Raw genomic sequence first — 17,834 nt, 5'->3', positions numbered from 1 at the left:
GGTCGACGAGGGGTTCGATGGTTCTGCCGTCCCAGGCTTACGAGGTGAAGCTGGTGCCTCATCCGGCGCCGCTCTCGGTGGTGAAGTTCCGCGGGTTTGACCGAATCAGCGAGCTGTACCGGTACGAGATCGAATTCACGAGTCCCGTCGCGGGCATCCCGATGGACCGGGTGCTCGGGCGGCCCGCGAAGTTCATCATCGATCCCGTCGACCCGAACATGGACTATCTGCGCCGGATGTTCGGCGAGAGGGCGGAGCAATTCAGCGACAAGCCGCCGGCGCGGGCGATCCACGGCATCGTCACCCAGTTCGACGAGTTCGGTACGTCGGCTGACGAAACCCGCTACGGGATCGTCATCGAGCCGCGCACTGCCGATCTGGCACGCGCGATAACGAGCCGGTTGTTCCAGAAGCAGTCGGTGCAGGAAATCATCACGGACACGCTGAAACACTACGGGTTTCGCGAAGGCGTCGATTTCGTGTTCAACCTGCGGGCGAAGTACAGGCGCCACGAATACGTCACCCAGTATCACGAGACCACGTTCGCGTTCGTCCAGCGCATTGCTGCGGAGGAAGGGGTCTGGTTTCGCTACGAGCAGAAGAGGGACCGCGAGATCGTTGTTTTTGGCGACGATCTGGATGCGTATGCGCGTAACCAGCGCACGGTGCCGCTCCGGCATGATGCGGGGCTGGAGAGCGTCGGCGCCGAAGCCATCAAGTCGCTTGCGCGCCACACCCGGCGAGTGCCCGAAGCGGTCCGCCTGAACGACTATAACCATCGTCAGGCCGGCGTGTCGCTGCTTGTCGAGGAGAACGCGGCGCGCGACGACAAGACGACGAACGCCATCGATTACCACTGGGGCGAGCATTACGAAACGCCCGAGGAAGGACGGCGCATTGCGCGGCTGCGTCATGAGGCGTATCTGTCAAAGCAGATTACCTATGCGGGTAAGGGCAACGCCTTCGCCATCGAGGCGGGCGAGGTGCTGCGGCTCGACCAGAATCCAGCCGACGCGCCGCACGGACTGCTTCTGACGTCGGTGGAGTCGGGCGGTGGCCGTAGCGAGGCGTACTGGAACACCTTCACGGCAATTCCGTCGGACCGTGTCTGGCGCACGCCGGTCGATCCCGCCAAACGGCCCGTGATCGACGGCATCCTGCCGGCGCGCATTATGTCGCCCGGCGACTACAAGTATGCCTACCTGACGGGGGAAGGCTGGTATGTCATCAAGCTGCCGTTCGACCTCGACGAGTGGAGCCCTGGAGGCACGAGTCGCGCGGTACGGCTCGCGAAACCGTACAGCGGCGACAACTACGGCCATCATTTTCCGTATATCGACGGCACGGAAGTGGCGATCATCCATACCCAGGGCGATCCCAATCGGCCCGTCATTATTGGGGCGATGCACGACAGCCTGCATCCGGACCTGGTCAACAACCTCAACAATACCCGGAACATTATTCGAACCGCTGGCGGTACCGAGTGGCGGATCGAGGACAAGGCAGGCATCGAGCACAGTCACCTGACGACGCCGTATCAGACCAGCGAGTTGAATCTCGGGCATATGGTCGATGCTGACCGCAAGGAACGGGGGCAGGGGGCCGAGTTGCGTACCGGTGGCCATGTCGCCGTGCGAGGTGGCAAGGGCGTTCTGGTTACCGCAGAAGCTCAGCCTGACGCGACGGGACCGCAGCTCGACATGCAGGACACTGCCGCCACGCTTCGCCAGGCGGTAGACATGATGCGATCCTTGAACGACTCGGCCACTGCGGCAAAAGCGTGGCTTGCCGAGATCGATCAGCAGCGTGCGCTTATCGAGCAGAAGCTCACGAGTCTTCAGGAACCAGTAATCGTCGCCAGCGCTCCCGAAGGCGTAGGCGTCGCAAGTGGCCAGCACATGCAACTGGCGGCGCGCAAACAGATATTCGTGACGGCCGGCGATGGCCTGGATATCGGTGTATTCAAACGCATCACTGCGGCAGCGGGCGAAGCGATTTCGCTCTTTGCCGCGCAGCTCGGTATCCGGATATTCGCTGCCAAAGGCAAGGTGCAGGTCCAGGCGCAGGGCGATGCGATGGAATTGATGGCGCTCAAGAACGTTGCAGTCAGCTCATCGGCGGGCGAAGTGATCGTTACCGGTTCGGAGGGCATCACGCTGGGTGACGGCTCCGGCGCATACGTGAAGATCGCCAACGGGAAGATCGAGATCGCGAGTCCAACGGGGCACATCGAGATCAAGGGCAATTTGAATACCGCTGACCCGGCGGGTGGCGATTTCACGTTCCCGAACTGGTCCAGAGCTCCCCTTAAGGATGTGAAGATCGATATGAACTTCGGGTTTTCTGAGTAGGCGCAATCATGGCAAATACGACACCGCCGAATCCGCTCAACGCTCCGTTGAAGCAGCTTCGCTTCGCATTTCCGTTTCGCAGGAAGGCGCAAGGCGCTACCGGCTCATCCGCTGAGTTTGCCGATGAGCGTGATTTTCACAAGGTATTGAAACAGGAATCGTCGGGTTCCTATCCGGTCAGCGGCAGAGGAATGTGGCATGGCGGAATTCATATTACAGAAGCCGGAGCAGGTGGATCTCTGGATCTGAAGTACGGCGTGCGATGTATTGCCGGGGGCGAAGTGGTTGCCTGGCGAGTCAATCGTGCCTACCCGGTCAGCGATATTCCTGCCCAAAGTGGCAGGCCGGCGATCAGCGCACCGTATAGCACGGGGTTTGCGCTGGTGCGTCATTCGATGGAATTTCCGCGAGGTACGGTGCTAAAGTTTTTCAGCCTGTATATGCATCTGCAGGATTTCGCGGGCTACGAGCGTGATACGTCACTGCCGAAGCCGGCCTACTGGTCGACACAGTTCAAGGTCACGGAGTTTGCCAGGGACAAGCCTCACACCGGCCCGAGCGGCCAGGTGGCACCCGCGGAACAGCAGGGGATCAGAATACGTGCGACAAAGCCCCATGGCACGGTCCTCGGCATCCTGCCGCAAGGGGCACAGGTGAGCATCGGCCAACGCGATGGAGACTGGGGCCAGCTAAAGGATACGCGTGGTGCACAACTGATTGCGCCGACGGCTGGCGGGCTTGTTGCTGCGGACGCGGAGACAGGGTGGATCTTCCTAGGCAAGGAGAACGGCGGTGCCGTTGTCGAGGAAATCATGCCGGACTCGTCCCTCGATCGCGTGGTGGTGCCATCCACGCCGGTTCACATCAATGCAGGTGACCTGATCGGTCATCTGGGCCGCTACGACTCGTTGAGTCAGCAGACCTCGAACCGCATGGTCCACATTGAGGTGTTCTGCGACGACAGCATCAAGTCGTTTATGGAGCAGGGCCGGACATGGATCAGCAATAACGGTGCGCATCCCGATAGATGGCAGCACCTGGGCCTGCCGGGCGACCCGACGATCCTGCGTGTCGACAAGAAAACCACACTGTATAGATTGCCAAACGAGCAGGGACAGGAAGCAAAGCAAACGGGCGTGATCTTGGTTGCTGCACTCGCCGGGCTGGCGAAGCATGGCGAGCACATGGAAACGGAGCCGGGTCCAGACGGCCTGAAACTGCACTGGTGGCATGTGGACAGTATGGACGTGCAGGGCAATGCCATCGACGGCTGGGTGCGGGAACAGAACTTTGCGGGCGGTCGGGTGACGCGCGAGTTCTCGCAGAAGTGGGTGGACTTCCAGCTCCTGGAGGACGCGCACGACCCGACGCATACGATGTTTGCAACCACGAAGGCGTTTGTCGACTACGCAAGCGACGCGGATGTGCCGGAACCGGGTGTGCTCGGCAAACTTAGTCCGCTGATGGCATCAATCTATCGTGCGGTATATCCGACCGGAGACGGCAACAATGCCTCGGATGAGCTCCGCGCTGCTGCGGAGGATTCGTGGACCGCGTTGCGCATGTCGAGGTTGATCATCAGGCACGAGAGCGAGTGGGCCAACCCGGACAAGTGGAAGCCACTTGTTGCGGAGATCGAAAAGCAAACCGGCCCGCAAGCTCAGCACGAGGCGGAGCAGGAGCGGATCGAAAAACTCGTCTGGTGGGATGACGTCAAGGCTCATCTGCCAGACCTGCCTCGGCCGGATATTTTTCATATTCATCCGATCGGATTGGTGGGGAATTTCCAGCGAGGCCCGCGGCTAATAACGCTTGAAATGCTTCTGGCGGTGGACTCATCCAATTCACGAGCCTACTATGAGAGGATTTTACCATCTTTAAATAAATACGCGAAGATTTACGAAGTAAATCGCCCAAGGAGGATTGCCCACTTCTTATCGCAGGTGGCTCACGAGAGTCACTTTAGAACTTATGAAGAGGGATTGGTATTTTCTCTAAAAAATATGCGTGAGACATTTGGATGTAGAGGTGGAAAGGCCAACTATAACGCTGCTTGTGATGACTGCACGCATGGCAGGCTGCGCGAGAAATTGTGGAGTCAAGCGTCGTATTATGCACACAATCCCGAGCGCCTCGCCAATTACGTCTATGCAGATAGGATGGGAAACGGAGATGAATCAAGCGGAGATGGATTTAAGTATCGAGGGCGAGGGATCATACAAGTGACTGGAAAGACCGGATACCAATTACTTCAAGATGAGCACAATCGTCGATCTCCGGACGATAGGCAGAATTTTATCGAAAATCCAGAGCTTGTATCATCAAATATAGAATACGGAGTTGAATCCGCCTTCGTTTTTTGGTCGCATAACAACCTCAATTCCGTCGCCGATACCGGAACTGTTGAAGGCGTCACGCAAATCGTTAACGGTGGGCAAAACGGCTATATCGATAGGCTTCATCGCTTCAACAGTGTTGCATTTATCGTGGGAATTTCCACAGAGTAATGGTATGAAAAAGAATATAACTGTCATCATCTCGTTGGCAGGCCTGATAGTAATGTCTTGCGCTCATGCTGAAGGAATGTGCAAAGGGCGCGAGGCGGAAATATTTACTTGCGAAATGGAAAGGTCAATCTCATCGCTATGTGAATCTAAAGATACTGGTGCATTTTTTTATCGTAACGGTTTCGTCAATAAAATTAATCTTGATGTTTCTGAAAATGGTGTTCGCAAGGGGAGGATTTTCTATTTCTCCAGAGCTCTCTATTCTGGTGGTGGAGAGGCGCATATTCGATTCTCGAGGGCAGGGTATACCTATTACCTGTACGATAAAACTATCAAGACAGATGGCGGGCCAACATTTTCGGCTGGTATCGTCATATATAGAGGTGCAACAGAAATATCCAATCATGTATGTTTAAATAATGCATCGATACATCGGAATGCATATAGTGATATCCCAAAAGAAAATTATCGAAGCATAGACTCGAAATAATTGTTCTTCGCGAGGGGCGATTGAAAAATGATTTTGGCGGAAAATTTACCGGGAGGGAATTTTTCTGCGACTAATTTTTTGCGTCGAGGCCAGAAGCTGGCGAGTTTACGCTTTGCCAACATTAAGAGGGGGTATATTCAGTTGGCTGCCTGATGGGGAGTGTTGCCAATCTTTGCTTCGAGAAATGTTTCTCTGGTAATCGATGCTTTTAATATTGGTTTGGCGGGTTTTTTAAAATTTAGCCTGAGTGCCTGGAGAGCATGTTTGTCCGGAAATCATGTTCGACTTTCGATTTGTTGGGGGTAAAATTTAAAAATTTTACTTTTCTCTGAATGAAATAATAATGTGTTGTATAAATTTAATTCGGAGGAAATTTATATAAAGAGGTGCGGGAGGGTGATTTAAAAGTGGAAGCTACTCGCGCGGAGATTGAAAAACAGGCTGGCCCGCAAGCTCAGCACGAGGCGGAGCGGGAGCGGATTGAAAAGCTCGTCTGGTGGAATGACGTCAAGGCTCAACTGACTGTCGAGAAATGTGGTTGGACAGTTGAAATGGAGGGTGGCGATACGCACACTGCAAAAATGTATTATCAAGACTCAGAAGTCACAGGTCCAGTAAGGATAACTGGGGATGAGTTATATGAAAAATTGAGAGAGGGGTGCGGCGAGGCGACATTCGGTCAAAAAATTAAACAAAAACATCTTGCTTCAATCATCAATGAAATCATAAGCAATGAATTTCAGGGTAAGCAGGAAAAGGATTTTATCGATTGCTTGAGGAAGGTTATTGAACTTATTCAAGACGGCTATACGCATTCGATCGGTGAGTATTTTCAATCGGACCTTGGCCGCGCGACTGCCATTGATCAACACGTTAATTACCCTAACAACGTTGTGAAGAACGTGGCGAGCGCGCTGAAAGTTTTTTCCCACACGTACCTTTTAGTGCAAGAGGATCCGTCCACGTGGGGTCAATCGCGTACTACGTACGAATCTAAAATCGTCGCCTACTATGGTGAGCACAGGCGCATGAATGATTTTCATGTTCGATTTATAAAGTTGTGGGGTAAATTGCCATGAAGTGCGATCCATTATTCATTAATTTAGGAAAAATAGTCGTTTTCCTTGCGATACTGTATTCCGTCGCGATGGTTACTTCCAAACCGGCTTTTGCAACGCAGAAGATTATTTCTGGCGGAGAATCGATCGAGCTTGATGCGCCTCTAACTGCTGAGTTGCAATCTCGATTCGGTGACGGATGGTCTCGTGCATTTTATATAGACAAGAAGGGAGCTCGCCTCCAATTATTTCAGGACGAGCAATTGACTAATTATGGCGGAGTCGTATTTGAAGGCTTGGGACAAAGAAAGTATCTCCCACTGGGCGTTATGTCATAGTGCCAATTGTTAGGCAAGGGATCCTCGATGTCGCAGGGGGAAAATCGAGAGTGGAGGGGAGAGAATATTGTCCGGTAATAGACGTAACAACTGGGTGCATCGTTACGATGCAAACAGACGAGATATGCGGTGGAGAATGGGCATCAAAACAGGACGGATGGCTGGATTCAAACGAGGACCGCACTGTAGAAATGACTACGAAGACGACCCTTGGCGCGAATGGTATCTGGCATGAGTTCTCGCATGCAAGCATAAAACTGAAACTTCGGGATATCATAACTAATAATCTCGGAGTTTATAACGTGATGGCGTGTGATCCTCCTGATCTCAAGAATCGGAGAAGCTACCTGGCCTTGGCAGAACAATTGCGGCATGAAAATGCTGGGTCCGAAGCTTCACTCGTCGAGTCGAAAGTAGCTCTTCTTTCGGAGCGGGCCACTGTAAGCGAGCAGATGTTTAGAGTTCGTGTTGAAAGGGCCTGGCTATATGACTCGCCGAGTCTGGATAGAAAAACACAAATGTACCTTGTAAAAGGCGATCAGGTAACTTCAATTGATATGGCTGAGAGTGAATGGCTGAAAATAGATTCCAAGCAAGCGAACGGCAATGTATTGCGAAAATGGATTCGTAGTTCATATATAACTCACTGGTAAGTAATCGTATGAAAAAGCTTGCATACGAAGGCGATAGCACCAGCCACGGCGGAAGGATCCTCAGCGGTTCGGATCGTATCAAGATCAAGGGGCGTCGGGCGGCACGGATTGGCGACATGGTGTCGTGCCCAATCCACGGCGACAACGAAATTGTCGAGGGAGGCACGAGCATGACGGACGCAGGCGTGCCGGTTTCTCGGGATGGCGATCGGACCCAATGCGGCAGCGTCCTCATTGCTACGTCAGATGGAGCGACGGTCCGATAGATGCCAATTGACTTTGCACGGGTGCCCCCGCGGGTCGCGGTGCCGGAGCCTCCGAGACCGTCAAAACTTCTCTGGGCGGTCCTGCTCGGTGTGGTGATGTGCCTGGGCGCCGCGCTGGCGATTTTTCTGTGGCCGGCAGGAAGGCCGACAAACACCGTTTGGTTCTGGTTCTGTGTCATCGGCTATCCGATGCTCGCGTGGACGTTCCTGCTGTGTTGTTATCTCGGATATTCGTATGCGCGACGCAGCGGAGCCATTGCGAATAATCGGGTTAGCGACGATGAGGAGTTGAAATGCCACAAGCTGGCCAGCGCGCCCCTCGCAGTGCTTGGGCATGCCTGGTGTTTTTCCTGTGACGATCAGGAGAACGGCATCGAGGGACTCGTCAACGGAAGTCTGACGATGGGCACTCGATCCAGCCGGGCGGTGCCGGGGCTCGATGTCAACGCCAGGTGGCTGGAGATCCCCCAAAAGCCGTTCTACGCAGGAAATGAACTGACTGAACACGCGCGTCATCGAGTGGTGTCCGATTGGCTCCTGAACAGTCTGGTCGACAGGATGGGTACCGAACTGGCCACACTGCCCGGTCGCACCGCCCTTCAGGTCGATCTGTGCATACGGTCGGAAATGGACCTGGCAGACGTGCGTGCCCGCCTGCTGGACCTGATTTCAGCCAGAGTGCCGTCTCTGCGAGTGGCGGTCAATGTGAGTGGAGAGCACCTTTCGCTCTTTCAGGCGGACGCGTGGCATGACGGCCTGAAATCAGGCGAGGCGCGTTTTCTGATTGCGATCCAGTTACGTAGAGCGGTCAGCGAACGATTACAGGACGGCGTCGCCGAGACGGGCGTCGCGCTGCTGTTGGGTCACCCTGACATCGTTCGGAACATGCCTGAAAAAAGGACGTTATTAAGCTTGCATCGCCCGGCTACCGGAGCATCAGATGCGGTGAGCAGGCCACTTGAGCTTGCCACTCGCTGGGGGCAGGCCGATTCGATTCGTATCAAGACGGTGTGGGGGCACGCCCTCTCCGAAGAGCTCGTGCGTTCGGTTAAATCGGTGTCGCGGTTCGATGAGAAAACGCAATGGATTGACGTTGGCGCAATGGCCGGAACATGTGACGGCGCGGGTGCCTGGCTCGCAACGGCCCTGGCTGCGGAACATGCGTCGCTCACCGGCGATCCGCAACTTGTCCTCGCCGAGGATAGTACCGACATGATTGCCCTCGTGTGCAGAAAACAAATATGAATGAACACAAACCACAACCCGTTGCGATCTTCATCGGTATCGCAATTGCCATCGTATTTCTTGCGTTGGGTATCGCGGTCTGGATCGGGGGACCCGGAAGAGGATGGTCGCGCGATACCCGGATCATTATCGAGTTGAGTCTGCTATCGGGCTTGCTCGTCGCTCTCATTCTCGTGAAGTATTTCGAGGCCGTCGTGTTGTGGATCGCTTCGATGCGTGCAGCGAAGTGGCTCGCGCAATACGATTCGAAACGGCAAGCTCATGGTGGTGCTGGTCAAGCCACGTCGTTGCAAGAAACGGATCTGGGGCAACCTGATGCCCTGCGCAATGCGCTTCGCGAGCGTCACGGGTGGCGCTGGCGATACCGGGATCGCTGGGTAGCGGTCGCAGGGGATGAGCCGATCGTCAGGCGCCTTGCACCTGGCCTCGTACGAAGCGGTTACATGATCTCCGGCGACACCATTCTGCTTTATGCGAAGCAGACCGGCGACCAACTGGATACCGCCTGGCTTGATCGGATCCGTCGCCTTCGCCGCCGGAGACCGGTCGATGCCGTCGTGGCAGTGGTGCGAACCCATACCTCAGGTAATCGGCCGTTCGACGCGGAGCGTACCGCCCAGCGTTTGGCCTGCCACTCCCGTGCGCTGCGCTGGGCGGCTCCGATGTACCTGCTCAACGTGACCGAGGCCGGAAGCAAGGCGATCGACCAGGATGAAGCGATCGGCTGCACCTGGTCGAACGCACGACTTGGGCAGGGTGAGGTGATCACGTCACTGGGCGGCGTTTCCGACGCACTGGCCGATGCGGGTGTCGTGCGCCTCACGAAAGATGCGGCAGACCGCTACTTCGCCGAACTGTCGAACCATATTGCACAATACGGCAGCGCACTGTCGGACCTCGTGACCCAGATTGGCCGGTCGCGTATCTGGCGCGGCGCAATTCATGGCGTGCTTTTCACGCCGCTTTTCAAGGCGCGCGATGCGGAGGTGCCGGAAGCCGGGGCGGGAGAGGGCGAAACTATCGCGCAGCTTACGGTCTGGCAAACCATTGCCGACCACAGCCGCCGCATTCATGGCCGGCGCGTCGGATTCTCGCTCTCGAGCACGGCTGCGTGGGCCGTCACGGCATGCGTCGCGTTCTGGATCGCAGGCACCTTCCTCTCGGGTTTCGCGAACCGTGCGACGATCCAGACGGCGGCGAATACGGCCGACGACCTCTCAACCGCACAGGACCGCACCCAGGCGGCCCTGATTCTCGTCAGCCTGCAAAAGCAGCTCGACACCCTCGAGGTCCATCAACACGATGGCGCACCGTGGACTACGCGCTTCGGCCTGAACCGCGACGCGGAACTCTTCGCCACGCTGTGGCCGGCTTACGAAAGCGGGGTGGTCCGCATTATCATCGATCCCATCCGTGAAAAGCTGGAACAGCACCTACGACAACTCGCCTCGCTGTCGGACGCAGAGATCGCGAGCGGTGGCGATACGCAGGTCAATTCCGCCTACGACACGCTCAAGACGTACCTGATGCTTGCGAAGCCTGAACGCGCCAATCCAGCGTTCCTTGCTCCCCAGCTAATCGCAACAGCGGCTCCTGCACGCCCGCTCAATTCGTCCTTGAGCGAGGGCGCGTGGCAGGACCTGCGCCAGCACCTGATTGCCTTCTATGCGAATCATCTCGGGCAACGCATGGGTACCAGCGGTTCGTCGCTCGCGATCATTCCCGACGCGTCGCTTGTCAACGCTACGCGTCAGACGGTGATCGGCGTCAGGGACATTCGGAATTCGACGGACGAGATCTACCAGCAGATGCTGGACGAAGCGATGCCGAAGTATCCGCCGGTGTCACTGGCGGCGCTGCTCGGCGACACTAGTAGCCGGGGGCTGTTCGGCACGACAGCGACCGTGCCGGGGGTATTCACGCGCGCAGCCTGGGATGAGCGGATCTCGAAGGCCATCGACGAAGCCAGCGAACAGCGCAACGTTGCCGGCGACTGGGTGCTGTCCGACGCTCCGACGACCAGCGGAAGTCCCCGTGGGAAGGAAGTCCCTTTGGGGGAGACCCGCACCGATGCAACGCTGGCGGCATCGCTGAAAGCCGAACTGCGGCAACGCTATTTCGACGACTACGCGCGCGCGTGGCAACTCTTCCTCAACAGCATTCGCTGGCAGCCTACGCCGACGCTCTCCGGCACGGTCGACCAGCTAACGCTGCTGGGCGATCCGCAGCGCTCGCCGCTCGTCGCGCTGATGAATGTCGCGGTGTATCAGGCCGGGGCCGGCGCAACGACACAGTCGCTCTCGGACACGCTGATCAGCAAGGCACAGCATCTCGTCGGCGCCGACGAATCCCCCAGCGGGACTTCCTTTCCACGGGGACTTCCGCTGGTCGTCGGGGCGAAAGATCCGTCGACGATCGCCCCGTCACGGAACATTGCGCCGCTCGCAAGCGCATTCGGCCCGTTGTTGCGCCTGACCGGCAGCGATCTGGGCGCTGGCAGCGGCAAGGCGGCCGCGCAGATCGCTGCGACAGGCGACCTGAGTCTGGCGCGCTTTCTCGAACGCGTAACCGCGATGCGGTTGAAACTTCAGCAGATCATGATGGGCAACGATCCGGACGCGATGTCGCGCGCCGCGGCACAGGCCGTGCTGCAGGGCAAGACGTCCGATATCGCGGACAGCCGCGACTACGCGAGTCGCGTGGCCGCCAGCCTCGGCGAGCAGTGGGCGGGCTTCGGGCAGCTACTCGAACAGCCGCTCGATCAGACCTGGCAGGTGGTGTTGCAGCCGGCTTCGTCGAGCCTGAACGACACGTGGCGCACGGCGATCGTCGCCGACTGGGACAAGACCTTCGGCGGCCGCTATCCGTTCGCCGATTCCGACAACGACGCGTCGCTGCCGGAGATGGCGCGTTTCATGCGCCCGGACAACGGCGTGATCGCGCAGTTCGTGACGTCGCAGCTCGCGGGCATCGTCGAGCGGCAGGGCGACCGCTGGGTGCCGGCGCAAGGTGCGAACCCCAACACACTAACCGTCGACCCGGCGTTCCTCGCCGCGCTGAACAAGCTCATGCGCGTCTCCACCGTACTCTTTCCATCCGGCGACGCACATATTCGGTACGAGCTGCGTCCGGTGCCGACGCCTGGCGTTACCGACATGAAGTTCGTGCTGTCGGGCCGGGAGCTGCACTACTTCAACCAGAAAGAGGAGTGGACGCCATTTGTCTGGCCAGGCGATGCGCTGGAAGACATCACGCGCATCGAGTGGCAGACCGGGCAGGGCGGATTGCGTTCGTCGCTGGACGCGCAGGGCCGCTTCGGTCTGATTCGCCTCCTCGAGCACGCGACGGTCACGCCGCAGGACAGCGCGCGATATCTGCTCTCGTGGAACCCGGACCCGAGCCTGGGCATTCCGTTGCGTGTGCAGTTGCGCAGCGAAGCCGGGGCGGGGCCGCTCGACGTGCTCGCGCTGCGGCACTTCACATTGCCGACACGGATTTTCGTGACGGGTCCGTCGCCGGCGGCACGGAAGCAGGCTTCCCCCAAGGGGACGTTCTTCTCGCGGGGACTTCCGCTGGTCGTCGGAGCGTCGGCCAATCCGCCGCCGTTGTCGCCGGCGGCGATCGACGCCGCGAAACATGCGGTGATGCCGTTGCCGCACGGTACGTTGCCGGAGGTCGAATGAGCATGCTGCCCAACTTGCTGAAGGCGCTGTTTCCCTCGAGCGACCCCGACCAGCTCGTGCGCGAGCGCGTCGACGCGTGGAACGACTGGCTCGTTCCGCTGCCGGGCGCAGACGGCGTGGGCCGTGACCCTGGCTACGAAGACGCGTTTTTCACGCTGAAAGACGAGGTCGCAAAACTATCCGGGATCGACGATGCGCTGATCGTATGCTCGTGCGAACAACTGATGAAGGAAACCGGCAAGGATCTGCGCGTGGCCGGTTACTACGCGTTCGCGCGCCTGCGTCAGGACGGGCCGGCCGGCCTTGCGGACGGGCTGGAACTTGCCGCGGCACTCGTCGAGCGTTTCGGCGAAGCATTGCTGCCTGTGCGAGCCGAAGCGAAGAAGGGCGCACTCGAGATGCTTGCCGCCACACGCATGATCGACGCGCTAGAAAGCCGTGGCGAATTCGCGCCGGCCGACCTCGAACGTGCCATCGCGGCGCTCGATCTGCTCGTCACGCGCACCGGCGAGTGGACCGCGGCGGCACGCCCCAATCTGCAACCGCTGGTTTCCCGCTTCGAGCGCAACGACGACCCGATGCGCAGCGAGGCAAACCATACCGGCGCGCCGACCTCGACGGTCGCCGATGCCGGCAAGTCCGCCCTGGCGTCGGCCCCGGTGTCTTCCATGCGCGATCTTCTGGAGCAGGCGCGCACGATGGCGACCTGGCTTCGCGATCAGGAAAACGGCTACCTGCCGTCAGTGCGGCTCGTGCGCAACGTGCGCTGGGACACGCTGCATGAGGTACCGCCAGCGGATGCGCAATCGCGCACGCGGCTCGGACCACCGCGTACCGAACTGCGCCAGCAGATGAAGCGGCTCGTGTTGCAAAAGCAGTGGCATGAACTGCTCGAACGAGTCGAAGGCGCGTTCATGGAGGGCGTGAACCACCTGTGGTTCGACCTGCAGTATTTCCAGCACGTCGCGCTCGACCACGTCGGTGCGCCCTACAGCGCATGGCGCGAACTATTGAGAGCCGACCTTGCGCTGTTTCTCGAGCGTCTGCCTGGCGTCGAGCGGCTCGCTTTCGACGACGGCACGCCGTTTTCTGACGATGAGACGCTGGAGTGGATCGCACGGCACGCGGTGGTGCGCGATCTCGAAGCCGGCGAGAGTGTCGCGCCGTGGCCCGTCTCGGTCGACAGCAAGGACGGCGCGGCCGGCGACTGGCCGGAAATCGAGGCGCAGGCGCGTGACATGGTGGCCGGCCAGAGCCTTGAAGCGGCCTTCGCCTGGCTGGAGGCATTGCCCGGCATCCGGACCGAACGACAGCGATATCTGCAACGTCTCGTGATGGCGCGGCTCGCCGATCATGCCGGCCGCACGGACGCCGCGGTGCCGCTGCTCACCGAACTGGACACCACGGCGCACACGGTGTCGCTGACCCGCTGGGAACCGGGGCTCGCCTTCGAAGTCAAGCACGAACTGATTCGAGCGCTGAAGGCGGTGAGTCACCGCAAGGACGCGGACAAGCCCTCGCTCGCACGCCGCATCGACCAGTTGCAGGGCGAGCTGACCGTGCTCGACCCCGCCCGCGCGCTGACTCTGCCATGAGAACCGAATTACCAGAATGCCTGTCCATGGAACACGACGATCCGATTCTGCGGTATTACGAAGCCGAAATGCGTTATCTGCGCGAAGCCGGCAAGGCGTTCGCGAAGACGCATCCCGACCGCGCGCGCATGCTCAATCTCGATCGCGTCGGCGATCGCGATCCGTACGTCGAACGCCTGTACGAAGGCTTCGCGTTCCTGACCGGCCGCTTGCAGCAGAAGCTCGACGACGAACTGCCGGAATTGACCGAGGGGCTGGTCAGCCTCCTGTGGCCTCACTACCTGCGCATGATTCCGTCGCTGTCGGTGGTGGAACTCATTCCGCTCGCGGAAAAGCTGCAGAGAACGGAGCGCGTTGAAGCGGGCGTGCCGGTACGTTCGGCGCCCATTGCCATCCCGGCGACGCACGCGGCATCGGATAGCGCAGGCACGACGCCGAAAACCGTCCAGTGCGTCTATCGCACCACGCAGCCGGTGACGCTGCAGCCGATCCGCCTGACGCACGCAGGGCCGGCCGTGCGTCACGACGGCCGCTCGGTGATCCGCCTCTCCTTCGCGATCGACCACTCGGCGCAGCGTGACGAAACGGACCTGTCGCGTCTGCGCCTTTACCTTAACGCGGATCTGCCGACGGCGTTCGCGATGCACCTCGCCCTCACGCGTCAGGTCGATTCGATTGCGTGGCGCATTCCCGAAGTGCGCGATGGCGAAGCGCTGCCGCTCGAAGGCGTGACGCTCGAGCCGGCGGGCTTTTCGACCGAAGAGCGGTTGTGGCCTAAAGCGGAGGCGGCGTTCTCCGGCTACCAATTGTTGCTTGAATACTTCACGTTCCGCGAGAAATTCCTGTTCGTCGACCTGTGCGGGCTCGATGTCGAAAAATTGCCGGGGAATGCATTCAGCTTCGAGCTGGAAATCCTGTTGACGCACGGCTATTCGTCCGACCAGCGTTTCACCACCGAAAACGTGCGGCTTTTCTGCACGCCGGTGATCAACCTGTTCTCGCTCGATGCCGAAACGGTTCCGGTGAATCACCATGAGACGGAATACCGGGTGGTGCCGGCGGGTCATCAGGGCGAGCACGTCGAAACCTATTCGGTCGACGCGATCGAATCATTCGATCACGAAACGGCGGAGCGCTACGAATACGTACCGTTCGCCACCTTCCGGCATCGCGGCGGCATGATGCGCCACGAGGCGCCCGAACGGTACTATCACACGCGGGTGCGCCCCGGAGTGACCGGCCTGCACGAGACATGGGTGATCCTGGGCGGGCACGCATGGGAATCGATGCGGGACCTGCCGGAGGAAAGCCTGTCGCTGCGCGTGACCGGCACGAACGGCATGCTGCCGCGCAAGGGCCTGCGCGAGGCGAGCCTCAATGAGCTGGCCGCGAGTACGCCGAATGTGACCGGTGTGCGCAATCTCACCGCGCCGACGCTGCCTCTCTATCCTCCGACCGGCGATCGCTTCCAATGGCGGGTGCTGTCGCATCTCGCGCCGAATTTCCTGTCGATGATGGACGCCGAAGTGTTGCGCGGCGCCCTGGTGCTTTACGACTGGACCCAGGATGAACTGAACCGGCGGCGCCTCGCGGGCATCCTGCACGTTTCGGAAACGCTGCTCGAGGACGTATCGGGCGGTTCGGTCGAGCGCGGCGTGCTGATCGAGGTGACGCTCGACAGTCAGGCGTTCGCAGGCGTCGGCGACGTAATGTTGTTCGGCGAACTGCTGCACCGCTTTTTTGGCCTGTACGCCGAAATCAATCTCTTCACAAAACTCGCGATCGTAAGCCTGCCGTCGCAAACCCGAACCGAATGGCCGCGCAGCAAGACGCAGCGCTCCCCGCTATGATGCGACCCGTCCCGAAGGACGTCCGCTGGGGGGGCGAGACGCCCAGTCCCGCGCCGCCGGATCTCGATCCGCTCGTGAGATCGCTGCTTGCGCGCGCGCCGGCGATGAGCTTCATGCAGTTATGCCAACTGCTCGAGGTTCGCGTGCCGGACCAACCGGGTTTCGGTGTTCGCGAGACGATCGAACACGAGGTCGTGAGGTTTCGGCCATGGCCGCGCACGGGATTTCCCGCCGGCGAGGTCGCGTCGGTGGAATTCGACGCTGGAGAGCATAGCTTCGGCGCCTTATCCGCCTCAATCTTGCCGCCGACCGTGCGTACGACGTTCATGGGGCTGTATGGCGTCGACGCCGCGATGCCGTCGTACATGATCGACGATATCGTGCTTCGGGAGGAGGGTCACGAAGCGCTCCAGGCGTTTCTCGACCAGTTCAATCACCGCTTCGCGACGCTGCTGTACCGCGCGTGGAAAAAATATCGCTATCCGGTCGGCTTCCGGCCAGGCGCCACGGACGAGCATTCGCGCAAGCTGCTGAGTCTTGCCGGCTTCGGCTGGGGCGAGAAACCCGCACGCGCCGGGCTGCCGGATTCGCGCATGCTCGCGCTGCTAGGATTGCTGATCCAGCGCACGCGCACGCCGGAAGGACTTGCTGGCGTCGTCGCGCTGGCGGTGCCGGGCGTCGAGGTGCGCGTCGACGAGTTTCATCCGACCTTCAAGGCCGCCGGCAAGCCGCACGTACTCAGTTCGGCCGGATCGGACAAGGACAGGCCCGGCCACGGCGCCAGCGGCAACCCCGGCACACTCGGTGCCGGCTATGTGCTGGGCGCCCGCGTGACGTACCGCAGTCGCGCGGTGCGGGTCACGCTTCGGCCGGCAAGCGCGGAGCAGGCGCACGACCTGTTGCCCGGCGCGCCGCTGCACCGCGAGTTGACCGCGTTCCTGCGCCTGTACGTCGGCACGAAGGCCGACGTGTTCCTGCGCATGGAAGTGTCGTCGCGGCGGATACCGCCCCCTATCATGAGCTCGACAGCGGGCGATTTCCTGCCGCGCCTCGCATGGACCACGGTGTTGCCATCCGATGACGAACGGCTGATCACGATTGAACTTGGCCGCTACGAAGCGTTTCCCGCGCCGGCGCCGAACCCTTATCTCGCCCAACGCGTTGCCTGACTCAGGAGAATCCATGCCCAACGGCCGTTTAATCCACACTGCCCGGGCGGCCCCGGCCGCCCTCGCATTCAGTCTGCTGCTTTCCGCATGCGGCGCCTGGCAGGCTGTGTCCGACGGCACCTCCAGTGCGTACCGGGCCGTGTTCTACAAACAGGTCAAGACGCTGAACGTCGACCTGACGGCGCGAGCATCGCTCAATCCAGACGAGGCCAACCGGTCGACCTCGGTCGCGGTGCGCGTGTACCAGCTCAAGGATCGCAAGCTTTTCGACGCCGCGTCCTACGACGATCTGTTAAAGAACGACAGAACCGTATTGGCGCAGGACCTGCTGACCAGCATTGCCACCGTGGTGAACCCGGGCGCGTCCGTGAGCCTGTCGCAGCCGATGCGGGCGGAGACGCGATATGTTGCCATCGTCGCGTTCTACCGCGACCCGGGCGCCGACGGCGCCTGGCGACGCGCGATGGCGAAGAAGGATCTTTCTGCCGATGTGCCGCTCAAGCTTGAGCTGGTCAACCGCGAACTTCTCGCGTCGGACGAAGTGGCAAAGGAACGACCTGTCCAGTAACGGGGCAGGCGCGTGAAAGACCGAGTGCAATGACAACTGTTGCAAATGCGGTCGCCAGCGC

The 17,834-nt window shown here is 59.7% G+C and carries 13 protein-coding genes; all 13 read left to right on the top strand.

Going from position 1 to position 17,834, the window contains the following annotated elements:
- The first annotated feature begins 17 nt into the window (after nt 1-17).
- The 13 genes from CY652_RS03440 to tssJ all read left to right on the top strand — a co-directional run bounded on the left by CY652_RS03440 (nt 18) and on the right by tssJ (nt 17,773).
- A complete protein-coding gene (locus CY652_RS03440; RefSeq protein WP_102129280.1) occupies nt 18-2,351 on the top strand; it encodes a type VI secretion system Vgr family protein in 2,334 nt (777 codons plus the stop codon).
- Between the two features lie 8 nt (nt 2,352-2,359).
- The gene (locus CY652_RS03435) at nt 2,360-4,858 is read left to right on the top strand and encodes a glycoside hydrolase family 19 protein (protein ID WP_102129279.1); all 2,499 of its coding nucleotides are present in this window, start codon (nt 2,360-2,362) and stop codon (nt 4,856-4,858) included.
- Between the two features lie 4 nt (nt 4,859-4,862).
- Complete coding sequence (locus CY652_RS23790) at nt 4,863-5,348, top strand: hypothetical protein (protein ID WP_146010020.1); 486 nt, start codon at nt 4,863-4,865, stop codon at nt 5,346-5,348.
- A gap of 407 nt (nt 5,349-5,755) precedes the next feature.
- On the top strand, nt 5,756-6,427 hold the full coding sequence (locus CY652_RS23785; RefSeq protein ID WP_146010019.1) for a hypothetical protein: 672 nt from the start codon (nt 5,756-5,758) through the stop codon (nt 6,425-6,427).
- Nucleotides 6,424-6,744 (top strand): hypothetical protein, encoded by a 321-nt coding sequence (locus CY652_RS23780; RefSeq protein ID WP_146010018.1) that lies wholly within the window; start codon nt 6,424-6,426, stop codon nt 6,742-6,744. Before CY652_RS23785 ends, CY652_RS23780 begins: the two co-directional genes overlap by 4 nt.
- A gap of 107 nt (nt 6,745-6,851) precedes the next feature.
- Complete coding sequence (locus CY652_RS23775; protein WP_146010017.1) at nt 6,852-7,397, top strand: hypothetical protein; 546 nt, start codon at nt 6,852-6,854, stop codon at nt 7,395-7,397.
- An 8-nt stretch (nt 7,398-7,405) separates the two neighbouring features.
- Nucleotides 7,406-7,663: a PAAR domain-containing protein gene (locus tag CY652_RS03430; protein ID WP_102129278.1), complete on the top strand. Its 258-nt coding sequence runs from the start codon at nt 7,406-7,408 to the stop codon at nt 7,661-7,663.
- The gene (locus tag CY652_RS03425; RefSeq protein WP_102129277.1) at nt 7,664-8,908 is read left to right on the top strand and encodes a hypothetical protein; all 1,245 of its coding nucleotides are present in this window, start codon (nt 7,664-7,666) and stop codon (nt 8,906-8,908) included.
- Nucleotides 8,905-12,591, top strand: a complete 3,687-nt coding sequence (locus CY652_RS03420) for an ImcF-related family protein (protein WP_102129276.1) — start codon at nt 8,905-8,907, stop codon at nt 12,589-12,591. The genes CY652_RS03425 and CY652_RS03420 overlap by 4 nt, the downstream gene beginning before the upstream one ends.
- 2 nt (nt 12,592-12,593) lie before the next feature.
- Nucleotides 12,594-14,186 (top strand): type VI secretion system protein TssA, encoded by a 1,593-nt coding sequence (tssA, locus tag CY652_RS03415; RefSeq protein ID WP_102129352.1) that lies wholly within the window; start codon nt 12,594-12,596, stop codon nt 14,184-14,186.
- A 26-nt stretch (nt 14,187-14,212) separates the two neighbouring features.
- Nucleotides 14,213-16,036 carry a type VI secretion system baseplate subunit TssF gene (tssF, locus tag CY652_RS03410; protein WP_102129275.1) on the top strand — a complete coding sequence of 608 codons (1,824 nt, stop codon included), beginning with the start codon at nt 14,213-14,215 and terminating at the stop codon, nt 16,034-16,036.
- The gene (gene tssG, locus CY652_RS03405) at nt 16,036-17,205 is read left to right on the top strand and encodes a type VI secretion system baseplate subunit TssG (protein ID WP_258002181.1); all 1,170 of its coding nucleotides are present in this window, start codon (nt 16,036-16,038) and stop codon (nt 17,203-17,205) included. Before tssF ends, tssG begins: the two co-directional genes overlap by 1 nt.
- A 13-nt stretch (nt 17,206-17,218) precedes the next feature.
- Entirely contained in the window at nt 17,219-17,773 is a 555-nt protein-coding gene (gene tssJ / locus CY652_RS03400; protein WP_102129273.1) for a type VI secretion system lipoprotein TssJ, read from the top strand.
- Nucleotides 17,774-17,834 lie beyond the last annotated feature (61 nt).

It is taken from the genome of Burkholderia sp. WAC0059 (assembly GCF_002870125.1).
Lineage (GTDB): Bacteria > Pseudomonadota > Gammaproteobacteria > Burkholderiales > Burkholderiaceae > Paraburkholderia.
Note: the sequence above shows the minus strand (reverse complement) of the source record. Positions and strands in the feature narration are given on the sequence as shown.